At 59.9% G+C, this 21,440-nt stretch carries 19 protein-coding genes and 1 pseudogene; 13 read left to right on the top strand and 7 right to left on the bottom strand.

Annotated features, from left to right (window positions below; all coding sequences use genetic code 11):
• Window positions 1-146: 146 nt before the first annotated feature.
• From aegA to MKS11_RS15055, 3 genes are all read left to right on the top strand, one after another.
• On the top strand, window positions 147-2,129 hold the full coding sequence (gene aegA, locus MKS11_RS15065) for a formate-dependent uric acid utilization protein AegA (RefSeq protein ID WP_087771350.1): 1,983 nt from the start codon (window positions 147-149) through the stop codon (window positions 2,127-2,129).
• Window positions 2,130-2,187: 58 nt separating this feature from the next.
• On the top strand, window positions 2,188-2,784 hold the full coding sequence (gene nudK, locus MKS11_RS15060) for a GDP-mannose pyrophosphatase NudK (RefSeq protein ID WP_049093419.1): 597 nt from the start codon (window positions 2,188-2,190) through the stop codon (window positions 2,782-2,784).
• Between the two features lie 63 nt (window positions 2,785-2,847).
• Entirely contained in the window at window positions 2,848-3,894 is a 1,047-nt protein-coding gene (locus MKS11_RS15055) for a DUF1176 domain-containing protein (protein WP_004201962.1), read from the top strand.
• Here MKS11_RS15055 and tkt read toward each other — a convergent pair.
• Window positions 3,884-5,878 (bottom strand): transketolase, encoded by a 1,995-nt coding sequence (gene tkt, locus MKS11_RS15050; RefSeq protein WP_023318853.1) that lies wholly within the window; start codon window positions 5,876-5,878, stop codon window positions 3,884-3,886. The genes MKS11_RS15055 and tkt overlap by 11 nt on opposite strands.
• 16 nt (window positions 5,879-5,894) lie before the next feature.
• Window positions 5,895-6,851 (bottom strand): annotated as a pseudogene (gene tal / locus MKS11_RS15045) (transaldolase).
• Window positions 6,852-7,145: 294 nt separating this feature from the next.
• On the opposite strand from tal, the gene maeB reads away from it, so the two are divergent.
• Entirely contained in the window at window positions 7,146-9,425 is a 2,280-nt protein-coding gene (maeB, locus tag MKS11_RS15040) for an NADP-dependent oxaloacetate-decarboxylating malate dehydrogenase (RefSeq protein WP_004201966.1), read from the top strand.
• Between the two features lie 53 nt (window positions 9,426-9,478).
• Here maeB and hemF read toward each other — a convergent pair whose 3' ends face one another.
• Together hemF and amiA are read right to left on the bottom strand one after the other, a co-directional pair.
• Window positions 9,479-10,378, bottom strand: a complete 900-nt coding sequence (gene hemF, locus MKS11_RS15035) for an oxygen-dependent coproporphyrinogen oxidase (RefSeq protein WP_087771351.1) — start codon at window positions 10,376-10,378, stop codon at window positions 9,479-9,481.
• Window positions 10,378-11,250: an N-acetylmuramoyl-L-alanine amidase AmiA gene (amiA, locus tag MKS11_RS15030; protein WP_004201984.1), complete on the bottom strand. Its 873-nt coding sequence runs from the start codon at window positions 11,248-11,250 to the stop codon at window positions 10,378-10,380. The genes hemF and amiA overlap by 1 nt, the downstream gene beginning before the upstream one ends.
• A gap of 211 nt (window positions 11,251-11,461) precedes the next feature.
• Between amiA and MKS11_RS15025 the strand changes: the two genes are divergently transcribed.
• From MKS11_RS15025 to MKS11_RS15010, 4 genes are all read left to right on the top strand, one after another.
• Window positions 11,462-11,887, top strand: coding sequence for a GNAT family acetyltransferase (locus tag MKS11_RS15025; protein WP_002913637.1), 426 nt, complete (start codon window positions 11,462-11,464; stop codon window positions 11,885-11,887).
• Window positions 11,874-12,323 (top strand): DUF2919 domain-containing protein, encoded by a 450-nt coding sequence (locus MKS11_RS15020; RefSeq protein WP_017900453.1) that lies wholly within the window; start codon window positions 11,874-11,876, stop codon window positions 12,321-12,323. The genes MKS11_RS15025 and MKS11_RS15020 overlap by 14 nt, the downstream gene beginning before the upstream one ends.
• 61 nt (window positions 12,324-12,384) lie before the next feature.
• On the top strand, window positions 12,385-12,960 hold the full coding sequence (locus MKS11_RS15015; RefSeq protein ID WP_087771352.1) for an RpoE-regulated lipoprotein: 576 nt from the start codon (window positions 12,385-12,387) through the stop codon (window positions 12,958-12,960).
• A 94-nt stretch (window positions 12,961-13,054) separates the two neighbouring features.
• Window positions 13,055-13,954 carry a Dyp-type peroxidase gene (locus MKS11_RS15010; protein ID WP_004201987.1) on the top strand — a complete coding sequence of 300 codons (900 nt, stop codon included), beginning with the start codon at window positions 13,055-13,057 and terminating at the stop codon, window positions 13,952-13,954.
• Between the two features lie 161 nt (window positions 13,955-14,115).
• Here the strand turns inward: MKS11_RS15010 and MKS11_RS15005 are convergent, their stop codons facing one another.
• The gene (locus MKS11_RS15005) at window positions 14,116-14,478 is read right to left on the bottom strand and encodes an endonuclease domain-containing protein (RefSeq protein WP_004201988.1); all 363 of its coding nucleotides are present in this window, start codon (window positions 14,476-14,478) and stop codon (window positions 14,116-14,118) included.
• A 200-nt stretch (window positions 14,479-14,678) separates the two neighbouring features.
• Here MKS11_RS15005 and cysP point away from each other — a divergent pair, with 200 nt between their 5' ends.
• The 5 genes from cysP to cysM all read left to right on the top strand — a co-directional run bounded on the left by cysP (window position 14,679) and on the right by cysM (window position 19,517).
• Complete coding sequence (gene cysP / locus MKS11_RS15000; RefSeq protein WP_017900457.1) at window positions 14,679-15,695, top strand: thiosulfate/sulfate ABC transporter substrate-binding protein CysP; 1,017 nt, start codon at window positions 14,679-14,681, stop codon at window positions 15,693-15,695.
• The gene (gene cysT / locus MKS11_RS14995) at window positions 15,695-16,528 is read left to right on the top strand and encodes a sulfate/thiosulfate ABC transporter permease CysT (protein ID WP_002913626.1); all 834 of its coding nucleotides are present in this window, start codon (window positions 15,695-15,697) and stop codon (window positions 16,526-16,528) included. Before cysP ends, cysT begins: the two co-directional genes overlap by 1 nt.
• Entirely contained in the window at window positions 16,528-17,403 is an 876-nt protein-coding gene (gene cysW, locus MKS11_RS14990) for a sulfate/thiosulfate ABC transporter permease CysW (protein WP_004201990.1), read from the top strand. The genes cysT and cysW overlap by 1 nt, the downstream gene beginning before the upstream one ends.
• Window positions 17,393-18,487, top strand: coding sequence for a sulfate/thiosulfate ABC transporter ATP-binding protein CysA (gene cysA, locus MKS11_RS14985; protein ID WP_004201991.1), 1,095 nt, complete (start codon window positions 17,393-17,395; stop codon window positions 18,485-18,487). Before cysW ends, cysA begins: the two co-directional genes overlap by 11 nt.
• A gap of 118 nt (window positions 18,488-18,605) precedes the next feature.
• A complete protein-coding gene (gene cysM / locus MKS11_RS14980; RefSeq protein ID WP_004201992.1) occupies window positions 18,606-19,517 on the top strand; it encodes a cysteine synthase CysM in 912 nt (303 codons plus the stop codon).
• On the opposite strand, the gene MKS11_RS14975 is transcribed toward cysM, so the two are convergent.
• Window positions 19,514-19,909 carry a nuclear transport factor 2 family protein gene (locus tag MKS11_RS14975; RefSeq protein WP_004201993.1) on the bottom strand — a complete coding sequence of 132 codons (396 nt, stop codon included), beginning with the start codon at window positions 19,907-19,909 and terminating at the stop codon, window positions 19,514-19,516. The genes cysM and MKS11_RS14975 overlap by 4 nt on opposite strands.
• A 163-nt stretch (window positions 19,910-20,072) precedes the next feature.
• Window positions 20,073-21,371, bottom strand: coding sequence for a transcriptional regulator PtsJ (gene ptsJ / locus MKS11_RS14970; protein ID WP_087771353.1), 1,299 nt, complete (start codon window positions 21,369-21,371; stop codon window positions 20,073-20,075).
• Between the last annotated feature and the right edge of the window lie 69 nt (window positions 21,372-21,440).

Here is a 21,440-nt window from a genome sequence, read left to right as displayed (position 1 = left end):
TATAAGTCAAAAAAATTGATCCAAAACGGATTCTTTCCAGAAAAAGGGTATCCTGGGCAAATGAACATTGTTCCGGCCTCGTCTTGTCGGGTAATAAATAGGCATGCGCATTAAGGGGTTATTCACCAATAAGACAAAAGGAAGCCATGAACCACTTTATATTGAGCGATAGCCGAAAATGTATCGGTTGCCAGGCCTGCGAAGTGGCCTGCGTAATGGCGCATAACGAGGAGCAACATGCGCTGACCCCGCAGCGCTTTTTGCCACGTATCACCGTGATTAAAGCAGAGGGGCAGCGTAACGCCATCACCTGCCGCCACTGCGAAGACGCCCCCTGCCTCCGCAGCTGCCCCAACGGCGCCATCGCCCAGACTGGCGACAGCGTTCAGGTCTGTCAGGAGAAATGCATTGGCTGTAAATCCTGCATGGTGGCCTGCCCGTTCGGGGTGATGGAGGTGGTGGTGACGCCGCAGGCCGCAGGCCAGGTGAAAGCCAGCGCGCAGAAATGCGATCTGTGCGCGGGCCGCGAGGCGGGACCGGCCTGTGTGGAAAACTGTCCGGCGCAGGCGCTGACCCTCGCCGACGATGAGACATTGACCACGATGGCCAGGCAGCGGCGTCTGCGTTCGGCCTGCCAGGAGGCGCAGCCGTGGCAGCGCGGCGCGGCCCCCGCCAGACAGCCCGACGCCGGCGAGAAGGTCAGGCAGATGGCGATGACGCCGCCGCGCGGAGAGCCGGATAAGCTGCCGGCGGAGGTGCGCAAGAACCACTTTGAGGAGATCTATCAGCCGTTCAGCCCGACCCAGGCCCGGCAGCAGGCCGCCCGCTGCCTGAAATGTGGAGAACACAGCATCTGTGAATGGACCTGCCCGCTACATAACACTATTCCGCAGTGGGTCGAGCTGGTGAAGGCAGGGGATATCGCCGCCGCGGTCGCCCTGTCCCATCAGACCAACTGTCTGCCGGAGATCACCGGCCGCGTCTGCCCCCAGGACCGGCTGTGTGAGGGCGCCTGCACCCTGCGCGAGGAAAGCGGTGCGGTCACCATCGGCAATATTGAGCGATTTATATCCGACCAGGCGCTGGCCAGTGGCTGGCGTCCGGACCTCTCGCAGATTAAGCTGAACGGTAAACGGGTGGCGATTATCGGCGCCGGGCCGGCCGGTCTGGCCTGCGCCGATGTGCTGGTGCGCCACGGCGTGCAGCCGGTGGTCTTTGACCGTCATCCGGAGATCGGCGGTCTGCTGACCTTCGGCATTCCGGCGTTCAAGCTGGATAAGTCGCTGCTGACCCGGCGGCGGGCGATTTTCAGCGAGATGGGCGTCCGCTTTGAGCTCAACTGCGAGGTGGGGAAAGATATCCCTCTGGCGACGCTGCTGGCCGAGTATGACGCGGTGTTCGTCGGCGCCGGAACCTATCGCTCCATGAAGGCCGGCCTGCCGAATGAAGAGGCCCCCGGGGTCTACGATGCGCTGCCGTTTCTTATCGCCAACACCAAACAGGTGATGGGGCTGGCGGAATCGGCGCAGGAGCCTTATGTCAACACCGCCGGGCTGAACGTGGTGGTGCTGGGGGGCGGCGATACGGCAATGGACTGCGTGCGTACCGCGCTGCGCCATGGCGCCCGCCAGGTGACCTGCGCCTATCGGCGGGATGAAGCCAACATGCCGGGCTCGAAAAAAGAGGTCAAAAACGCCCGCGAAGAGGGAGCGCTTTTTGAGTTTAACGTCCAGCCGGTGACGCTTGAGCTGGACGAGAACGGGCGGGTGAACGGGGTTCGCTTTTTGCTCACCGAGCTGGGTGCTCCGGACGCCGGGGGAAGACGCCGCCCGACGCCGATCCCCGGCAGCGAGTTTGTTATGCCGGCAGATGCGGTGATCATGGCCTTTGGCTTCCACCCGCACCGCATGCCCTGGCTGGAAGCGGCGGGGGTGGCACTGGACAGCCAGGGGCGTATTAAAGCCGGAGTGGAGAGCCGTTACCGTTATCAGACCAGCCAGGAGAAGATTTTTGCCGGCGGCGATGCCGTGCGCGGCGCCGACCTGGTGGTGACGGCGATGGCGGAAGGCCGTCACGCGGCGCAGGGGATCCTTGACTACCTGGGGCTGAAAACGACGCCGCTTCACTGACGACAAACCCGGCTCCGCAGCGTAGTATGAGGGCGTCCTTTTACGCTGTGGGGTCGGTATGTCACTCAATATTCACGTCATTAAAGATAAAATCCTCTCTGAGAACTGGTTCGTACTACGCAACATGACCTATGAGCTGACGCGGGCGGACGGCAGCGTCGTGCGCCACAAGCGCGAGGTCTACGATCGCGGCAATGGCGCCACCGTGCTGCTCTATAACCGCCATAAGCAGACGGTGGTCCTGGTGCGTCAGTTTCGGGTCGCCACCTGGGTCAATGGCAATCATGACGGCATGCTGATTGAAACCTGCGCCGGGCTGCTGGACAACGACGAGCCGGAGGCCTGCATTCGTAAAGAGGCAGTGGAAGAGACCGGCTATGAAGTGGGCGAGGTGCAAAAGCTGTTTGAGCTGTTTATGTCGCCAGGGGGCGTCACCGAAGTGGTGCATTTCTTTATCGCTGAGTACAGCGACGCGCAGCGAACGACCAGCGGCGGCGGGGTGGATGACGAAGCCATCGAGGTGCTGGAGCTGCCCTTTAGCCAGGCGCTGCAGATGGTCGCTGACGGGGAGATCCGCGACGGGAAAGCGGTCATTCTGCTGCAGTATTTGCAAACCTCTGGCCTGATGTCGGGGAACTCTGACAAATCCGATTGAGTCAGCGGCTGCCGTTGTCCAGGATAGGCGCCGTGGTTGGGTTTATCTGGGGTCGGGCGGTTCATGCTTTTTCGCATCATTTTTTTCCTCTTTCTGGCGGTGCTGCCTTGCTCACAGGCATGGTCGGCACCGGCGCAGCAGCGCTTCAACGACTGGCAGGTCACCTGTAATAACCAAAACTTCTGCGTCACCCGCAACGTGGGGCTGCATTATGGTCTGGTGATGACCCTCAGCCGCAGCGCCGGGGCGGCTACTGATGCCAGCCTGCGTATCGAACTGGGCGGCACCGGCAATCCGGTGGCGACGCTCGCGCCGATAGCGCCGCGCCTGCTGCTGGATGGTAAACCGCTGTCCCTGACCGACAAGCGCTGGCGCATTGAAGATAAACTCATTAAAACTGACGACAGCGTGACGATCGATGCGTTCCTCCAGCGGGTACAGGAGGGAAAAACCCTCTCGTTGGCCAACGGCCTGCAGACTATCTCCCTGCAGGGGCTGAAAGCGGCCCTGTTTTTTATCGACGCCCGGCAAAAGCGGGTGGGCAGCGAAACGGCCTGGGTTGGCAAAGGGGAGGAGCCGCCGCTCAGCGTACCGCCGGCGCCGGCGCTGCGCGCGGTGGCGAGCGCAGACATGGCGCAGTCGCCGCTGGGGCGTGATGAGCTCAACGATCTGATGGACTATGGCAATGAGCGGATGAGCAACAGTAACTGCTCCCTCGATCCGTTCCGCCGCGAAATTCGCGTCACTGCCCTGACGGATGACAAAGTGCTGCTGATGACCAGCTGCGAATCCGGGGCGTACAACACCGTCTGGCTGGCCTGGCTGGTCTCCCGCCAGCGCCCGTATGTCGCCCGCCAGGTGCGGCTAACGCTGCCATTTCAGCCGCCGGGCGAGGCGCCGCGGGAGATAGAGCTTATTAACGCCAGCTATGATGACCGCCGCCATGAGCTGGTGACCCTGGACAAGGGGCGCGCGTCTGGCGATTGCGGGATCCAGACCCGCTGGCGTTTTGACGGCCAGCGGTTCAGCCTCTCCCGCTACGCGCAGCAGCCGACGTGCGACAACTGGCAGGGGCCAGACGCCTGGCCCACGCTGTGGATCACCCGTTAAGCACCTGTTCGGCGGTGGCGACGATATGGTCGACCGTAAAGCCAAAGAACGGGAACAGCTGCTCCGCCGGGGCGGATTCACCGTAGCCGGTCATGCCGACAATCTTGCCTTTTAAGCCGACATATTTATACCAGTAGTCCGCTATCCCGGCCTCGACCGCCACCCGGGCGCTGACGTCCGACGGCAGCACCGACTCGCGCCAGGCCTCGTCCTGAGCGTCAAACACATCAGTGGAGGGGAGCGAAACCACTCGCACATTCACCCCGTTGGCCAACAGTTTTTCCGCCGCCAGGACGGTGATCTCCACTTCTGAGCCGGTGGCGATGAGGATCAGGTCGGGTTTGCCTCCGGCATCCTTCAGCACGTAGCCGCCCCGGGCGATATCCTGCACCTGTTGCGGGGTGCGCGGCATCTGCGCCAGGTTTTGTCGCGACAGGATCAGCGCCGTCGGTCCGCCCTGACGCGCGATGGCCGCCTGCCAGGCGACAGCGGTCTCCACCTGGTCGCATGGGCGCCAGGTGCTGAAGTTGGGCGTCAGCCGCAGACTGGCCAGCTGTTCCACCGCCTGGTGGGTCGGACCGTCTTCCCCCAGACCGATGGAGTCATGGGTATAGACCATGATCTGCCGGGCCTTCATCAGCGCCGCCATGCGCGCGGCGTTGCGGGCGTATTCCACAAACATCAGGAAGGTCGAGGTATAGGGGATGAATCCCCCGTGTAGGGCGATGCCGTTGGCCACCGCGGTCATGCCGAATTCGCGCACGCCGTAGTGAATATAGTTGCCCGCGGCATCCTCTTTAATCGATGTCGAGCCAGACCATATGGTCAGGTTACTCGGCGCCAGATCCGCCGAACCGCCCAGCAGCTCCGGGAGGTGCGGGCCATACGCGTTCAGCGCGTTCTGCGAGGCTTTCCGGCTGGCGATCTTCGCCGGCTCGGCCTGCAGCTTCGCCACGTAGTCGCGGGCGGTCGCGGCAAAATCCTCCGGCAGGGCGCCATCCATGCGGCGGGTCAGCTCAGCGGCCAGCTCCGGGAACTGCTGCCGGTAGGCGGCGAATTTCTCGTTCCAGGCGTGCTCGGCTTTTTCGCCGCGTGGACGCGCATCCCAGCCCTGATAGATCTCTTTCGGGATCTCAAAGGGGGGATGTTTCCAGCCCAGCTGCTGGCGGGCCAGGGCCACCTCTTTTTCACCCAGCGCCGCGCCGTGCGACTCCTCTGAGCCGGCTTTGTTGGGCGAACCGAAGCCGATGATGGTCCGACAGATGATCAGCGACGGCTTATCTTTCACCGCCTGCGCTTCCGTAATGGCCTGTTTGATGGCCTGAGGATCGTGGCCGTCAATGTCGCCGATCACGTGCCAGTGGTAGGCGCGGAACCGTTCTGCCGTATCATCGGTAAACCAGCCGTCGGTTTTGCCGTCGATGGAGATGCCGTTGTGGTCGTAAAAACCGATCAGCTTGCCCAGTCCGAGCGTGCCTGCCAGCGAACAGGCCTCATGGGAGATCCCCTCCATCAGACAACCATCGCCCATGAAAACCCAGGTGTGATGGTCGATAATCTCATGACCGGGGCGGTTAAACTGCGCCGCCAGGGTGCGTTCGGCGATGGCCATACCGACGGCGTTCGCCAGCCCCTGGCCCAGCGGGCCGGTGGTGGTCTCCACCCCGGGGGTATAGCCATGCTCCGGGTGACCCGGCGTTTTAGAGTGCAGCTGGCGGAACTGCTTCAGCTCTGACAGCGGCAGATCGTAGCCGGACAGGTGCAGCAGACTGTAGAGCAGCATCGACGCGTGGCCGTTGGACAGAATAAAACGGTCGCGGTCCACCCAGCCAGGGTTCTGCGGATTGTGCTTGAGAAAATCGTTCCACAGCACTTCGGCAATGTCTGCCATCCCCATTGGCGCACCGGGGTGGCCGGAATTGGCTTTCTGCACCGCGTCCATGCTCAGGGCGCGGATGGCGTTGGCAAGCTCTCTTCGGGACATAGTTTTCTCCGTGAGACTAAAGTGACAGTTTGGCGGCAAGCAGATCTTCCAGTTTGCGTTGATCGACGGCGAACAGGCGGATACCCTCCGCCAGCTTTTCGACCGCCATCGGATCCTGATTATGTTCCCAGCGGAACTCCGCCTCGCTGAGCGGCACCGGGCGCGGCAGGATCTGGCTGGCAGGGATCAGTTTGCGCACCACCGGGGCGTCGCTGGCCTGCAGCTCTTTTAACAGGGGCGGGGCGATGGTCAGCCGGTCGCAGCCGACCAGGGCGAGGATCTGCTCGGTGCGGCGGAAGCTGGCGCCCATCACGATGGTGTTGTATTTATGCTATTTGAAGTAGTCATAGATATTGCGCACGGATTTCACCCCGGGATCTTCCTCAACCACGTAAGGATCCAGCGGTTTGCGCGCCTGATACCAGTCATAAATACGTCCGACGAAAGGGGAGATCAGATAGACCCCGGCCTCGGCGCAGGCCCGGGCCTGGGCGAAGGAAAACAGCAGCGTCAGGTTGCAGTGGATCCCCTCTTTTTCCAGGGTCTCGGCGGCGCGGATCCCCTCCCAGGTGGAGGCCAGCTTGATCAGGATCCGCGACTTATCAATGCCCATCTCCTGATACAGCGCCACCAGATGGCGCGCTTTCTCGATGCTCTTCTCCCGGTTGAAGGAGAGCCGGGCGTCCACCTCGGTGGAGACCCGGCCAGGAATGCTTTTGAGGATCTCCGCGCCAAAATTGACCGCCAGCTTATCGCAGGCGTGAGTCACCTGCGCTTCACGGCCGCCTCCTTGCTTTTTCGCCCAGGCGATCGCGTCGTCAATGAGTCCGCTATAGGACGCCAGGCCGGCGGCCTTCAGCAGCAGGGAGGGGTTAGTGGTGGCATCTTCCGGATGGTAGTGGCGGATGGATTCGATGTCGCCGCTGTCGGCGACCACGGTGGTGAACTGCTTGATACTGTCTAGCTGATTCATAGATAAGTCCTCCTGGAACAAGGTGTTACATGAGTGCTTGCCGGTATGCGGTATAAATATTGATGAGGTACATAACCAAAAAGCATAGCAGACGGGGCTATTATTGGCGGCGAATCCGGGTAACATAACCGCTATAAATTGATAACAACCAGATCATAGCGATGGCCAGAGTTTGGCGGTGTTCAAAGTTTATCGCCCCGCCAGGAGGGATACTGTCTGCCATTGAAAGGTGAACGACAGGATGGTCATCACGCTTTTTCCCTACGAACGATACGTGAAAGAAAGGAATATAAAATGGATGAGCAGTTAAAACAGAGCGCCCTCGACTTCCACGAATTTCCGGTTCCCGGAAAAATCCAGGTCTCGCCGACCAAACCTCTCGCCACGCAGCGCGATCTGGCGCTGGCCTACTCGCCGGGCGTCGCGGCCCCCTGTCTGGAAATTGAAAAAGATCCGCTGGCGGCCTACAAATATACCGCCCGCGGCAACCTGGTGGCGGTGGTCTCCAACGGCACCGCGGTGCTGGGACTCGGCAACATCGGCGCGCTGGCCGGCAAGCCGGTGATGGAGGGCAAAGGCGTCCTGTTTAAGAAATTCGCCGGCATCGATGTGTTTGATATCGAAGTCGATGAGCTGGACCCGGATAAATTCATTAACGTCGTCGCCGCCCTCGAGCCGACCTTCGGCGGTATCAACCTCGAAGATATTAAAGCGCCTGAGTGTTTCTACATTGAGCAGCAGCTGCGCGAGCGGATGAATATTCCGGTTTTCCACGACGATCAGCACGGCACGGCGATCATCAGCACCGCGGCGATCCTCAACGGCCTGCGCGTCGTTGAGAAGAATCTGTCCGACGTGCGGATGGTGGTCTCCGGCGCCGGGGCGGCGGCAATTGCCTGCATGAACCTGCTGGTGGCGCTGGGGATGCAAAAGCACAACATCGTGGTCTGCGATTCGAAAGGCGTTATCTATAAGGATCGTGAGCCCAACATGGCGGAAACCAAAGCGGCCTATGCAGTGGAAGACGACGGCAAACGCACCCTCGATGACGTGATCGACGGCGCGGACATTTTCCTCGGCTGCTCCGGTCCGAAAGTGCTGACCCCGGAGATGGTGAAGAAGATGGCGCGCGCGCCGCTGATCCTCGCCCTGGCCAATCCGGAGCCGGAAATTCTGCCGCCGCTGGCGAAGCAGGTCCGCGATGATGCCATCATCTGCACCGGCCGCTCCGACTATCCTAACCAGGTCAACAACGTGCTCTGCTTCCCGTTCATCTTCCGCGGCGCGCTGGACGTCGGCGCGACGGCGATCAACGAAGAGATGAAGCTGGCGGCGGTGCATGCCATTGCCGAGCTGGCCCACGCTGAGCAGAGCGAAGTGGTGGCCTCCGCCTACGGCGATCAGGATTTAAGCTTTGGCCCGGACTACATCATTCCGAAACCGTTCGACCCGCGGCTGATCGTCAAGATCGCCCCCGCGGTGGCGAAGGCGGCGATGGACTCCGGCGTGGCGACGCGCCCGATCGCTGATTTTGACGCCTATATCGAGAAGCTGAGCGAGTTCGTCTATAAGACCAACCTGTTTATGAAGCCTATCTTCTCTCAGGCGCGCAAAGAGCCGAAGCGTGTGGTGCTGGCGGAAGGGGAGGAGACCCGGGTGCTGCACGCCACCCAGGAGCTGGTGTCGCTGGGGCTGGCCAAACCGATTCTGGTGGGCCGCCCAAGCGTGATTGAAATGCGCATCCAGAAGCTGGGCCTGCAGATCAAGGCCGGCGTTGACTTCGAGATCGTCAATAATGAATCCGACCCGCGGTTTAAAGAGTACTGGAGCGAGTACTATCAGCTGATGAAGCGCCGCGGCATTACCCAGGAGCAGGCGCAGCGGGCGGTGATTAGCAACACCACAGTGATTGGCGCCATCATGGTTCACCGTGGCGAAGCGGATGCGATGATCTGCGGGACTATCGGCGAATATCATGACCACTACCGCGTGGTGCAGCCGCTGTTCGGCTATCGCGACGGCGTCAGCACCGCCGGGGCGATGAATGCGCTGCTGCTGCCGAGCGGTAACACCTTTATCGCCGATACCTATGTCAATCACGATCCCTCGCCGGAAGAGCTGGCAGAGATCACCCTGATGGCGGCGGAAAGCGTGCGTCGCTTTGGTATTGAGCCGCGGGTGGCGTTGCTGTCGCACTCCAACTTTGGCTCTGCCGACTGCCCGTCAGCCAGCAAGATGCGTAAAACCCTGGAGCTGGTGAAGGCCCGCGCCCCGGAGCTGATGATCGATGGTGAAATGCATGGCGACGCCGCGCTGGTGGAAAGCATCCGCAACGATCGCATGCCGGACAGCCCGCTGAAAGGGTCGGCCAATATTCTGGTGATGCCGAATATGGAAGCCGCCCGGATCAGCTATAACCTGCTGCGCGTCTCCAGTTCGGAAGGGGTAACCGTCGGGCCGGTGCTGATGGGAGTGGCGAAGCCGGTGCATATTCTGACGCCGATCGCCTCCGTACGTCGCATCGTGAATATGGTGGCGCTGGCGGTTGTCGAAGCGCAAACCGAACCGCTGTAAACGTCATAAAAAAGCCCCGGTACTCCGGGGCTTTTGGTCTGAATTGGCTTCGTTTAGATCCAAGCTTTCACTTTAATAAACTCGCTCAGCGCCGCTTCGGGGCTGCCGGCCTCCGGCTGGTAATCATATTCCCAGCGTACCAGCGGCGGCATCGACATCAGAATCGATTCCGTCCTACCGCCGGTCTGCAGACCGAACAGGGTGCCGCGGTCCCAGACCAGATTGAACTCGACGTAGCGGCCGCGGCGATAGAGCTGAAAGTGGCGCTCGCGCTCGCCGTACAGCGTGGCTTTCCGGCGTTCGACGATGGGTAAATAGGCGTCAGCATAGCCGTTCCCGACCGCCTGCATAAAGGCGAAGCAGTGGTCAAAATCCGGGGTGTTCAGGTCGTCAAAGAATAGACCGCCGATGCCGCGCTGCTCCTGGCGGTGCTTGAGATAGAAGTACTCATCGCACCATTTTTTATAGCGCGGATAGACTTCCTCGCCGAACGGCAGACACAGATCGCGGGCGGTACGATGCCAGTGGACGGCATCCTCTTCAAAGCCATAGTAAGGGGTTAAATCAAAGCCGCCGCCGAACCACCACACCGGGTCGGCGCCGGGCTTCTCGGCAATAAAGAACCGCACGTTGGCATGGCTGGTGGGCACATAGGGGTTCAGCGGATGAACCACCAGCGAGACGCCCATGGCTTCAAAGCTGCGTCCGGCCAGCTCCGGGCGGTGGGCCGTGGCGGAGGCAGGCATGGCGTCGCCATGGACGTGGGAGAAGTTGACCCCGGCCTGTTCGAACACATTGCCCTCGCGCAGCACCCGGCTGCGTCCGCCGCCGCCGCCTTCCCGCTGCCAGGCGTCTTCAATAAACGGCGCGCCATCTACGGCGCTCAGCTGCTGACAGAGGCTGTCCTGCAGCTGGAGCAGAAAAGTTTTAACCTGCGCGGCATCGGGTTTCATTAACGTCTCTTCGAATGGGCTTTCTGGTTATCGAACCAGTGGAAATAGCTGATAATGCCGTTGGCAATCGCGGTGGCGATTTTCTGCCGGAAGGCGGTGGTGCCGAGCAGTTTCTCCTCGTTCGGGTTAGTAATGAACGAGGTTTCCACCAGCACGGACGGTATGGACGGCGACTTCAGCACCACGAACGCCGCCTGTTCGGTATTGCGGCTGTGTAGCTTATGCACCGGCTTGATCTTTTTGAGGATATGCGAGCCCAGCGTCAGGCTGTTTTTAATGGTGTCGGTCTGCACCAGATCGAACAGCACCTGCTGCAGCAGATGGTCTTTATCCGTCGCTTTCTTACCGGCGACCTCGTCGGCGCGGTTTTCGCGATCGGAGAGGTATTTCGCCATGGCGCTACTCGCCCCGCGGTTTGACAGGGCGAACACCGAGGCGCCGGCGGCGCTCGGGTTGGTGAAGCCGTCGGCGTGGATCGACATAAACAGATCGGCGCCGTGCTGATGGGCAATCTCCACGCGGTCATACAGCGGGATAAAGGTATCGCCGGTGCGGGTCAAGCGGGCGTCAATGCCGTTGCTGCGCAAGATGCTGCGCACGTTCTTAGCGATCGCCAGTACCACATGCTTCTCTTTCGAGCCATTATGGCCGATAGCCCCGGTGTCGATGCCGCCGTGGCCCGGGTCGAGCATCACAATGCGGCGGGCGCCGGCCTTTTTGGCGGCGGGTTTGCTGTGTCCATTTGATGTTTTCAGTGGCTGCTCTTTTGCGCTGACCTGTGCAGTGACGCCGCTCAGCGTCATGGCAGCCAGCCCGGCTTTCAGCACCTGACGGCGCGAAGCAAGTATTTTTAAGGGTTTAAAAGTGCTCATTCGGCCTGAATTGTAAACAAGTGATGTCCAATGTTATATCGTATCGCGTTTGCCGTTACGACCATTCAAAATAAGAATTGTTTTACTTTTCATTTCAATACATGACAAAGTCATATTATGCCATTTTTTGTCGCTGATTTCGCCTGATATTGGCTATCAGTCATATTCGCGCCATAATCACTGTTTTTAACCGTCAATGGTGGGGAATACCATGGAGATTCGCGTTTTTCGCCAGCAGGATTTCGAAGAGGTTGTGACGCTGTGGGAGCGTTGCGATCTGCTGCGTCCCTGGAACGATCCGGAGATGGATATTGAGCGCAAGCTGAATCACGATGTCAGCCTGTTCCTGGTGGCGGAAGTGAACGGCGAAGTCGTCGGTACGGTGATGGGCGGATATGACGGCCATCGCGGGTCGGCCTACTATCTGGGGGTCCATCCGGAATATCGCGGCCGGGGGATTGCGAACGCGTTGCTCAACCGGCTCGAGAAAAAGCTGATTGCCCGCGGCTGCCCGAAAATCAATATTATGGTCCGCGAGGACAACGACGTGGTGCAGGGGATGTATGAGCGGCTGGGCTATGAGTACGCCGACGTTCTGACCCTGGGCAAACGCCTGATTGAAGATGAAGAATACTGAGTTTATCCCCGCCGATTTTGATGCCCATGGCCGTCTGCGCCTGCCTTTTCTTTTCTGGTGCGTACTGTTGTTACAGGCCCGCACGTGGGTGCTGTTCTTGATGGCCGGCGCGTCGCGCCAGCAGGGCGACGCGATTCTGAATCTGTTCTATCCCGATCACGACCGCTTCTGGCTCGGTTTACTTCCCGGCGTGCCGGCGGTGCTGGCCTTTCTGCTTAGCGGCTATCGTCAGCGCCTGCCGCGCCTGTGGCGGGCGATGCGCTGGCTGCTGGTGCTATCGCAAGTGCTGCTGTTGCTCTGGCAGCCGATGCTATGGCTGAGCGGCGAATCGCCCTCATCGCTGACCATTGCGCTGCTGGTCGCGGATGGTTATGCCCTGTGGTGGCTGGCAACCAGCCGTCGCCTCGGCGCCTGTTTTCGCCAGACTAGCTTTTAATGGCACTTTTTACCGATCGTGAACTCCAACATGCGTTGAATGACTCAGAAAGGATTGTGAAATGATATCGCTACGTGTAATGCTCTGCGCGCTTCCGCTGGCGCTCACCGGCTGCTCAACGATGAGCGCGGTCAACTGGTCGGCGGCCTATCCGTGGAACTGGTTTGGTTCTTCCACCGAGGTGACCGAGCAGGGGGTGGGTAAACTGACGGCGTCCACGCCGCTCAACGAACAGGCCATTAGCGATGCCCTGGGGGGCGACTATCGTTTGCGCAGCGGAATGAAGACCGATAAGGGCAATATCGTCCACTACTTTGAAGCGCTGAAAGACAACAGCGTGGCCTTGACCATCAATGGCGACAACGGCGCCATCAGCCGGATTGAGGTGCGTGATGCCGAAATCAAAACCGCCAGCGGCGTGAAAATCGGCACACCGTTCAGCGATCTGTACAGCAAAGCCTTCGGCAACTGCCAGAAAGGCAGCAATGACAACGGGGCGGTCGTCGAGTGTCAGGCCGAGGGGAGCCAGCATATCAGTTACGCCTTCACCGGCCACTGGAGCGGCCCGGACGAACTGATGCCCTCCGACGATACGCTGAAAAACTGGAAGGTCAGCAAAATTATCTGGCGTCGCTAAATTGATCTGAAGAGACACGACGGCCCTGAAAAACGGTTACAATGGCGCGTTAGCAACGCGACAGCGTTGTGGTTGCATCATTTCAGGAGGAGCGATGTCTCAGGTTCAGAGCGGCATTTTGCCGGAACATTGCCGCGCGGCGATTTGGATTGAAGCCAATGTCAAAGGGGACGTTAACGCCCTGCGCGAAGCGAGCAAAATTTTTGTCGATAAAGTGGCCACCTTTCAGGCTAAATTCCCTGACGCCAAACTCGGTGCCGTGGTGGCGTTCGGCAATAACGTCTGGCGTCAGCTGAGCGGCGGCGAAGGGGCGGAAGAGTTAAAAGATTTTCCGGTCTACGGCAAAGGGCTGGCTCCGTCCACCCAGTATGACCTGCTGATTCATATTTTATCCGCCCGCCATGAAGTGAACTTCTCGGTGGCGCAGGCCGCGCTGGCCGCCTTTGGCGACGCTATTGAGGTGAAAGAAGAGATCCATGGCTTCCGCTGGGTGGAAGAGCGTGACCTCAGCGGCTTCGTCGACGGCACCGAAAACCCGGCGGGGGAAGAAACCCGTCGTGAAGTGGCGGTGATCAAAGACGGCGTGGACGCGGGCGGCAGCTACGTGTTCGTCCAGCGCTGGGAGCATAATCTCAAACAGCTGAACCGCATGAGCGTGCCGGATCAGGAGATGATGATCGGCCGCACCAAGGAAGCCAATGAAGAGATCGATGGCGACGAACGTCCGGTCACGTCGCACCTGAGCCGCGTTGACTTAAAAGAAGATGGCAAAGGGCTGAAAATTGTTCGCCAGAGCCTGCCGTATGGCACCGCCAGCGGTACCCATGGCCTCTATTTTTGCGCTTACTGCGCGCGTCTGTACAACATCGAGCAGCAGCTGCTGAGCATGTTCGGCGATACCGACGGCAAACGCGATGCGATGCTGCGCTTCACCAAACCAGTGACCGGCGGCTATTACTTCGCGCCCTCCCTGGAGCGTATTCAGGCGCTGTAATTTGTCCCCTCACCCTAACCCTCTCCCCAAAGGGGAGAGGGTACGGTACGGTGCGGTTATGGAATCTGCGTGTGGACTCTCTTTCTCCCTCTCGCTGAGGGAGAGGGAACTGTTCGGTGCGGTTATGGAATCTGCGTGCGGACTCTCTTTCTCCCTCTCCCTCAGGGAGAGGGGCGGGGTGAGGGCATTGGCGACTCAAGCGCTTCAAGTATCCGCTCCATCACCGCCTCTTCATACTCTTCAAACTCATTATTCCAGAAGCGTAAAACCCGCCATCCCTGACTCTGTAGCCAGCGGGTACGGCGAACATCGTAGACGCGTCTCTGATCGTGTTGACCGCCGTCCAGTTCAATCGCCAGCCGTGTTGCGCAGCAGGCAAAATCGAGAATATAGGGGCCAACGGGATGCTGGCGGCGAAACTTATAGCAAGCAAAACGGCGGTTGCGCAGTAAGTACCATAGTCGACGTTCTGTTGGCGTTAAGCTACGTCTGAGCTGACGAGCATATATCTGTGTGTTTTTCATATAAACACAGTGCGCGCCTGGCTGCCGTTGGTCACAATGACACGTCTAATCTGCGAGCCGCTTTCAGCTAAGCTTTGCCAGGTGCTTATTCCCTTTTCGACTTCCAAATCGCCAAACGGTATATAAAACCGTTACTCCTTTCGTACCCGTTATAAATATGATGATCATCAGTAAATGATCATTTTTGATAAGGGTGCGCAATGGCCGTTAAATCACTGAAAAAAGGATATCTGGCGCTGGCGGCTTCCCTGCTGCTGGTGGCGCAGGCGCAGGCGACGGAGCTGCTGAACAGCTCCTATGATGTCTCCCGCGAGCTGTTTGCCGCCCTTAACCCGCCTTTTGAGCAGCAGTGGGCGAAGGACAATGGTGGAGACAAGCTGACCATCAAGCAGTCGCACGCCGGCTCTTCCAAGCAGGCGCTGGCGATCCTGCAGGGCCTGAAGGCGGACGTGGTGACCTACAACCAGGTGACGGACGTGCAGATCCTGCATGACAAAGGCAACCTGATCCCGGCCGACTGGCAAAGCCGCCTGCCAAACAACAGCTCGCCGTTCTATTCGACGATGGGCTTCCTGGTGCGCAAAGGCAACCCGAAAAACATTCATGACTGGAACGACCTGGTCCGCTCTGACGTTAAGCTGATCTTCCCGAACCCGAAAACCTCGGGCAACGCGCGGTACACCTACCTGGCGGCCTGGGGCGCGGCGGATAAAGCCGACGGTGGCGATAAAGCCAAAACCGAACAGTTTATGACCCAGTTCCTGAAGAACGTCGAAGTCTTCGACACCGGCGGACGCGGGGCGACCACTACCTTCGCCGAGCGCGGCCTGGGCGATGTGCTGATCAGTTTCGAGTCGGAAGTGAACAATATTCGCAAGCAGTATGAGGCGCAGGGATTTGAAGTGGTGATCCCGAAAACCAACATTCTGGCGGAGTTCCCGGTGGCCTGGGTGGATAAAAACGTCAAAGCCAACGGCACGGAAAAGGCGGCGAAAGCCTATCTGAACTGGCTCTACAGCCCGCAGGCGCAGACCATCATTACCGACTACTACTATCGGGTAAACAACCCGAAAGTGATGGATTCGCTGAAGGATAAATTCCCGCAGACCGAACTGTTCCGCGTGGAGGACAAGTTTGGCTCCTGGCCTGAGGTGATGAAAACCCACTTCGCCAGCGGCGGCGAACTGGACAAACTGCTGGCGGCGGGGCGTAAGTAATGTTTGCTGTGTCGTCCAAGCGCGTGCTGCCGGGCTTTACCCTGAGCCTCGGCACCAGCCTGCTGTTTGTCTGTCTGATTCTGTTATTACCGCTCAGCGCGCTGGTGATGCAGCTGGCGCAGATGAGCTGGGCGCAGTACTGGGATGTGATCACCAACCCGCAGGTGGTGGCGGCCTATAAGGTGACGCTGCTGTCGGCGTTCGTGGCCTCGATTTTTAACGGCGTCTTCGGTCTGCTGATGGCGTGGATCCTTACCCGCTATCGTTTTCCGGGCCGCACGCTGCTGGATGCCTTAATGGACCTGCCGTTTGCGCTGCCGACGGCGGTAGCCGGCCTGACCCTGGCCTCGCTGTTTTCGGTAAACGGCATTTACGGGGAATGGCTGGCGAAGTTCGATATTAAAGTGACCTATACCTGGCTCGGTATCGCCGTGGCGATGGCTTTCACCAGCATCCCGTTCGTGGTGCGTACCGTGCAGCCGGTGCTGGAAGAGCTGGGACCGGAATATGAAGAGGCAGCGGAAACGCTGGGCGCCACGCGCTGGCAGAGTTTTCGCAAGGTGGTCCTGCCGGAGCTGTCGCCGGCGCTGCTGGCGGGCATCGCCTTGTCGTTTACCCGCAGCCTCGGCGAATTCGGCGCGGTGATTTTTATCGCCGGCAACATCGCGTGGAAGACGGAAGTGACGTCGCTGATGATCTTTATTCGTCTGCAGGAGTTTGACTATCCGGCGGCGAGCGCCATCGCCTCAGTGATCCTGGCCGCCTCGCTGCTGCTGTTGTTTTCCATCAATACCCTGCAGAGTCGCTTTGGTCGACGCGTGGTAGGTCACTAATGGCGGAAGTTACTCAATTGAAACGCTACGACGCGCCCCGCATCAACTGGGGCAAATGGTTTCTGATTGGCGTCGGGATGCTGGTTTCCGCCTTCATCCTTGTGGTGCCGATGCTCTACATCTTCATCCAGGCCTTCAGCAAAGGGTTAATGCCGGTGCTGGAAAACCTGGCGAACCCGGACATGCTGCACGCCATCTGGCTGACGGTGATGATCGCCTTGATTACCGTGCCGGTGAACCTGGTGTTCGGGACCTTGCTGGCCTGGCTGGTCACGCGCTTTACGTTCCCGGGACGCCAGCTGCTGTTGACGATGCTGGATATCCCGTTCGCCGTCTCGCCAGTGGTCGCGGGTCTGGTTTATCTGCTGTTCTACGGCTCTAACGGTCCGCTGGGCGGCTGGCTTGATGCACATAATCTGCAAATCATGTTCGCCTGGCCGGGCATGGTGCTGGCGACGATCTTTGTCACCTGTCCGTTTGTGGTGCGTGAGCTGGTGCCGGTGATGATGAGTCAGGGCAGCCATGAAGATGAGGCGGCGGTATTGCTGGGGGCTTCCGGATGGCAGATGTTCCGCCGGGTGACGTTGCCCAATATTCGCTGGGCGCTGCTGTACGGCGTGGTGTTGACCAACGCCCGCGCCATCGGCGAATTCGGCGCGGTATCGGTGGTCTCCGGTTCGATCCGCGGAGAAACGCTTTCGCTGCCGCTGCAAATTGAATTACTGGAGCAGGATTACAACACCGTCGGCTCGTTTACCGCCGCGGCCCTGCTGACGTTAATGGCTATTCTGACCCTGTTTTTAAAGAGTATGTTGCAATGGCGTCTGGCCAACCAGGAAAAACGCGCGCAACAGGAGGGAAATCATGAGCATTGAGATTGCCAATATTAAGAAATCGTTTGGTCGCACCCAGGTGCTGAATGATATCTCGCTGGATATCCCTTCCGGACAAATGGTCGCGCTGCTGGGGCCTTCCGGCTCCGGGAAAACTACCCTGCTGCGGATTATCGCCGGGCTGGAGCATCAGACCAGCGGTCATATCCGCTTCCACGGCACCGACGTCAGCCGGATGCACGCCCGCGACCGTAAAGTGGGCTTCGTCTTCCAGCACTATGCGCTGTTCCGCCATATGACGGTGTTCGATAACATCGCTTTTGGCCTGACCGTGCTGCCGCGCCGTGAACGACCCAATGCGGCGGCGATTAAAGCCAAAGTGACCAAACTGCTGGAGATGGTGCAGCTGGCTCACCTGGCGGATCGCTATCCGGCGCAGCTGTCCGGTGGTCAGAAGCAGCGCGTGGCGCTGGCGCGCGCCCTGGCGGTAGAGCCGCAAATTCTGCTGCTGGATGAACCTTTCGGCGCGCTGGATGCGCAGGTGCGTAAAGAGCTGCGCCGCTGGCTGCGTCAGCTGCATGAAGAGCTAAAATTTACCAGCGTGTTCGTCACCCACGATCAGGAAGAGGCGATGGAAGTTGCCGACCGGGTGGTGGTGATGAGCCAGGGCAACATCGAACAAGCCGATGCGCCTGAACGCGTGTGGCGTGAGCCGTCCACCCGCTTCGTGCTGGAGTTCATGGGGGAAGTGAATCGTCTGCAGGGGGTTATCCGCGGCGGACAGTTCCACGTTGGCGCCCACCGCTGGCCGTTAGGCTATACCCCGGCATACCAGGGGCCGGTGGATCTGTTCCTGCGTCCGTGGGAAGTGGACATCAGCCGCCGAACCAGCCTGGATTCGCCGCTGCCGGTGCAGGTCCTGGAGGCCAGTCCGAAAGGACACTACACCCAATTAGTCGTCCAGCCTCTGGGGTGGTATGACGAACCGCTGAGCGTGGTGTTAACGGGCGATGAGGCGCCGTCCCGCGGCGAACGGCTGTTTGTCGGGCTGCAAAATGCGCGCCTGTACAACGGTACCGAACGTATCGAGCCGCGCGGCGAGCTTGCTCTGGCGCAGTCGGCCTGATAGCTTAAATCCATGTGCTTTTGCCGGGTGAGGCTGTGCTTACCCGGTCTGAAATTATCACGCGTCTGGTAGGCCGGGTAAGCGAAGCGCCGCCCGGCTTTTTTATTGAGTAAACATCGTGAATACACTCGAACACACCATCGGCAATACCCCTCTGGTCAAACTTCAGCGTCTGGGGCCGGACAACGGCAGCGAAATCTGGGTCAAACTCGAAGGCAATAATCCGGCCGGTTCGGTGAAAGATCGCGCTGCGCTGTCGATGATCGTCGAAGCGGAAAAGCGCGGCGAAATTCAGCCCGGCGACGTGCTGATCGAAGCGACCAGCGGCAACACCGGTATCGCGCTGGCGATGATCGCCGCGCTGAAAGGCTACCGGATGAAGCTGCTGATGCCCGACAACATGAGCCAGGAGCGCCGGGCCGCGATGCGCGCCTACGGCGCCGAGCTGATCCTGGTCACCAAAGAGCAGGGGATGGAAGGGGCTCGCGACCTGGCCCTCGAGATGGCTCAGCGCGGGGAGGGCAAACTGCTCGATCAGTTTAACAACCCGGACAACCCCTACGCCCACTACACCACCACCGGGCCGGAAATCTGGCAGCAGACCGCAGGGCGTATCACCCACTTTGTCTCCAGTATGGGGACCACCGGCACCATTACCGGCGTGTCACGATTTCTGCGCGAACAGAGTAAACCGGTGACCATCGTCGGCCTGCAGCCGGAGGAGGGCAGCAGTATTCCCGGGATCCGCCGCTGGCCGGCAGAGTATATGCCGGGGATCTTTAACGCTTCGCTGGTGGATGCGGTGCTGGATATTCATCAGCAGGATGCCGAGAACACCATGCGTCAGCTGGCGGTGCGGGAAGGCATTTTCTGCGGCGTCAGCTCTGGCGGCGCGGTAGCCGGGGCGTTACGTATCGCCCGCGAAAATCCAGGCGCGGTGGTGGTGGCGATCGTCTGCGATCGCGGCGATCGCTACCTCTCCACCGGCGTGTTCGGCGAGGAACACTTTAGCCAGGGAGCGGGTATTTAATCATCGAGCAGGTCGGTGCCGTAGGAGTTATCGACCGTGCACAACCAGCGCTCCCCCTGCTTCTGAAAGACATAGGTTGCGCGTCGCGTAACCTGTGTTATTCCCTGTGCCGTCGGGATATCCAGCCGGGTCTCCATAATCACCAGTGCATTGCCGCCGCCCTCAATGACCTCCATTTTCCCCTGGGTTACTATCAGCCGGTGCTGGAAATAGTCGGCAATGGCGATAAACGCTTTGCGGATATTCTCTTTCCCTCTGACTACCATGCCCGGTTTGACGACCAGCGCGGCGTCTTCCGCGTAATAGCCCATCAGGGTATCGTAATCTTCCTGCGAGATAGCGCGATCGCAGGCTTCGATGACTGCTTTTAGGGTCAGGTCAATGTGATGCATCTCTGGTGCTCCTTATTGTGAGCGATGTGTCCGCCACCGTGAGCGTTTCATCCGTTTCGACGATCCGGGCATGCAGGTAAGACTACGCCTGTTTTCGTTTATTTTTACAGTAACTTGTCGGCAGTAGCTACCACTCCCCGATGCGTTCGACGCACTACCTGCGTCAGGGAGCGTCTAAGACCTGGGCTATATCGGCCGCCAGGCGGGCAATCTCATCGTCATTCAGGCGGCCCAGCGACAGACGTAGCCCGTGGGAGGGCGTACGAATGCCAAACACCTCCCCCTCGCGGACCAGCCAGCCGGCGCGGGCCAGCCGTAAGGCGTAGGGCTGGCTCGCCGTTGGCAGCGGCAGCCAGAAATTAAGGCCGTCGCCAGGCGTAGCATGGCTGTAGCCGTGCCGGGCCAGCGCTGCCGCCAGTTTCTCATTCTGGTGGCGATAGTGACGGCGGGTTTCCGTCATCGAGGCGATAAACGCCTCATCGGTGAGACAGGCCAGCGTCAGATCCTGCAGCAGATGACTGACCCACTGGCTGCCGGCGTTAAGCCGCAGGCGCAGCGCCGAGGAGGTGTCGATATCGCTGGCGATAAAGGCCAGCCGCAGGTCTGGCCCGAGGGTTTTTGACATCGAACGCACCACCGCCCAGCGCTGGGTGCTCGCGGGCAGAGGAGAAAACCAGGGCGTAGCCGACAGCAGGGCAAAATGGTCATCGACGATCGCCAGCACCTGCGGATAACGGACCAGCACCTCCCGCAGGGCATGCGCCCGGGTTTCCGTCAGGCTACAGCCGGTAGGATTGTGCGCGCGCGGGGTTAAGATCACCGCCCGCGCGCCGTTGCGTAACGCCTCCTCCAGCCCGACAGGATCCATCCCCTCGGCATCCACCGCCACCGGGCAGGGGGTAAAGCCAGCGTAACGCACCATATTGATGCTGCTAAGAAAACAAGGATCTTCAACCACCACGCCGTCGCCGGGGAGCAGCAAGGCGCAGAGCAGACGCTCCAGCGCGTCAATCGCCCCGCTGGCGAGGTTCAGGGCAAAGGGAACGGTTATCTCCCCGGCAAACCATGCCTCAGCCCATTCGCCAAGCTGCGGCTCGATGGGGGCATCGCCATACAGGTGGGGCGTGCGGGCAATTTGGCCCAGATAGCGTGCTAAATCAGGCAGTCTGGCGGGGTCCGGATTGCCGCTGGAGAGATCGTTCAGCGGCGTCGTGGGGTCACCGCCCTCCAGCGCCGGCAGCGGATCCCGTGCTTTGATGGCCGTGCCGTTTCGTCCCTGGCTCACGGCCAGACCAGATGTCACCAGCCGTTTATAGGCGGCGGCGACGGTATTGCGATTCACCGCCAGCTGGCTGGCGAGCTCGCGTACCGGCGGCAGAACCTCTCCGGGCTGCAAGCCACCGCTCTGCACCAGATGGCGGATATGATCGAAGATATCGCTGGCGGTTTTTCCGGCAAACATTATTGACCTATGACAAAATGAAATTTAGCATAGGACGAATCATAATCAGAGCGTGACCCGCTGTCCAGC

Source organism: Klebsiella sp. K5-45 (assembly GCF_030128605.1).
In the GTDB taxonomy this organism is placed as follows: Bacteria; Pseudomonadota; Gammaproteobacteria; order Enterobacterales; family Enterobacteriaceae; genus Klebsiella; species Klebsiella quasipneumoniae.
Note: the sequence above shows the minus strand (reverse complement) of the source record. Positions and strands in the feature narration are given on the sequence as shown.

What these genes read in the sequence shown, in the direction of transcription:
- cysA (WP_004201991.1), top strand. Translation starts at nt 17,393, where the DNA reads ATGAGCATTGAGATTGCCAATATTAAGAAATCGTTTGGTCGCACCCAG.
- cysW (WP_004201990.1), top strand. Translation starts at nt 16,528, where the DNA reads ATGGCGGAAGTTACTCAATTGAAACGCTACGACGCGCCCCGCATCAAC.
- MKS11_RS15010 (WP_004201987.1), top strand. Translation starts at nt 13,055, where the DNA reads ATGTCTCAGGTTCAGAGCGGCATTTTGCCGGAACATTGCCGCGCGGCG.
- maeB (WP_004201966.1), top strand. Translation starts at nt 7,146, where the DNA reads ATGGATGAGCAGTTAAAACAGAGCGCCCTCGACTTCCACGAATTTCCG.
- MKS11_RS14975 (WP_004201993.1), bottom strand. Translation starts at nt 19,909, where the DNA reads ATGCATCACATTGACCTGACCCTAAAAGCAGTCATCGAAGCCTGCGAT.
- MKS11_RS15055 (WP_004201962.1), top strand. Translation starts at nt 2,848, where the DNA reads ATGCTTTTTCGCATCATTTTTTTCCTCTTTCTGGCGGTGCTGCCTTGC.
- amiA (WP_004201984.1), bottom strand. Translation starts at nt 11,250, where the DNA reads ATGAGCACTTTTAAACCCTTAAAAATACTTGCTTCGCGCCGTCAGGTG.
- cysT (WP_002913626.1), top strand. Translation starts at nt 15,695, where the DNA reads ATGTTTGCTGTGTCGTCCAAGCGCGTGCTGCCGGGCTTTACCCTGAGC.
- nudK (WP_049093419.1), top strand. Translation starts at nt 2,188, where the DNA reads ATGTCACTCAATATTCACGTCATTAAAGATAAAATCCTCTCTGAGAAC.
- cysP (WP_017900457.1), top strand. Translation starts at nt 14,679, where the DNA reads ATGGCCGTTAAATCACTGAAAAAAGGATATCTGGCGCTGGCGGCTTCC.
- MKS11_RS15015 (WP_087771352.1), top strand. Translation starts at nt 12,385, where the DNA reads ATGATATCGCTACGTGTAATGCTCTGCGCGCTTCCGCTGGCGCTCACC.
- MKS11_RS15005 (WP_004201988.1), bottom strand. Translation starts at nt 14,478, where the DNA reads ATGAAAAACACACAGATATATGCTCGTCAGCTCAGACGTAGCTTAACG.
- tkt (WP_023318853.1), bottom strand. Translation starts at nt 5,878, where the DNA reads ATGTCCCGAAGAGAGCTTGCCAACGCCATCCGCGCCCTGAGCATGGAC.
- hemF (WP_087771351.1), bottom strand. Translation starts at nt 10,378, where the DNA reads ATGAAACCCGATGCCGCGCAGGTTAAAACTTTTCTGCTCCAGCTGCAG.
- MKS11_RS15025 (WP_002913637.1), top strand. Translation starts at nt 11,462, where the DNA reads ATGGAGATTCGCGTTTTTCGCCAGCAGGATTTCGAAGAGGTTGTGACG.
- ptsJ (WP_087771353.1), bottom strand. Translation starts at nt 21,371, where the DNA reads ATGTTTGCCGGAAAAACCGCCAGCGATATCTTCGATCATATCCGCCAT.
- MKS11_RS15020 (WP_017900453.1), top strand. Translation starts at nt 11,874, where the DNA reads ATGAAGAATACTGAGTTTATCCCCGCCGATTTTGATGCCCATGGCCGT.
- aegA (WP_087771350.1), top strand. Translation starts at nt 147, where the DNA reads ATGAACCACTTTATATTGAGCGATAGCCGAAAATGTATCGGTTGCCAG.